Origin of the sequence: Nocardia sp. CY41 (assembly GCF_009829325.1) — a bacterium.
Taxonomy (GTDB): domain Bacteria; phylum Actinomycetota; class Actinomycetes; order Mycobacteriales; family Mycobacteriaceae; genus Nocardia.
The window spans coordinates 1-1,057 of sequence record NZ_VUOS01000128.1; the positions used below are offsets into that span (position 1 = coordinate 1).

Here is a 1,057-nt window from a genome sequence, read left to right on the forward strand (position 1 = left end):
GCCCCCGAACGGGATCACCACATTCACCTGCTTGTCCCCGAAGAACTCCACCACATCCGTCCGATCGGCCCAGCTTCCGTCGCTGATGCCGCCGTTGGCGCCGTTGAGCAGATAGAGCGTCGGCGCGGGCCGCTCCGGGTCGGCCGCGCGCAGGACGAGCATCCGGGTCACGCTGTTCATCGCCGTCGAGAAGACGCCGACGTCGAGCACCCGCTCGGACTCGGCGCGGATGTCGTGGATCCGGGAGCCGTCCGGCGCAGACACATCGGCGAGATCCGGAGCAGGCTCGGCCGTCGCCGCACCGGTGGATCCGGCGGTCATCGCCACAATCGCGAAGAGGGTCAGCAGGATTCGTGTCCGCGAACGGGTGAGCGACATCGCACCTCCGATCTCGAGGCCGCACCCCGGCCGATCTCCTCGGCGCCGCGGGCGGGAAACATGCAACGACTACGCGAGCCGACCTCGAGTCAACCGCATCACTCGCGCTGGTGCGCAGGGAAACTCGCAACCTTGTGGCCGTTCCCAGCGGGAAGCCGGGTGAACTGCCCATCGACCCCAATGGGCGCCACGACGCCTTGCACGCCGAGACAGTCGCGGCCTAACGTAGGGCGGGTTCTGTCCCGCCTGCGCAGGAAGGCCGTGTGTGGATGCCCTTGCCCCGCCGCCGTATCACCGTGGCGCGGCGCGGACCGCGCGGCTGGTGGCGGCGCTGAGCATCGCCGCCTTCGGGTTCGCGACCGGTGCGGCCGGACCGACGAGCGCCGAGCCGCCCACCCCGGAACATCCCTCGTCGATCGCCGCCACCCCGGATCGTTCGTATATCGCCGCGGCCACACCGGGGCCGGGACGGCTGACGGAACTGACGGTCCACTCCGCCGCGATGGCGAACGACGTGACCGTCCGCGTCCTTGCGGCTGCCGACAGATCGGCTCCGGCCCCGACGCTGTACCTGCTCAACGGCATCGACGGCGGAGCCGACGGCAACTGGCTCAGCCGGACGGATGTGGTGGAGTTCTTCGGGGACAAGCAGGTGAATGTGGTGATCCCGTTCGGGGGC

At 69.8% G+C, this 1,057-nt stretch carries 2 pseudogenes; one reads left to right on the forward strand and one right to left on the reverse strand.

Going from position 1 to position 1,057, the window contains the following annotated elements:
• Positions 1 to 378, reverse strand: a pseudogene (locus tag GVY64_RS38585) (esterase family protein); the annotation flags it as partial.
• Positions 379 to 643: 265 nt separating this feature from the next.
• Between GVY64_RS38585 and GVY64_RS37570 the strand changes: the two are divergent.
• Positions 644 to 1,057, forward strand: a pseudogene (locus GVY64_RS37570) (hypothetical protein); the annotation flags it as partial.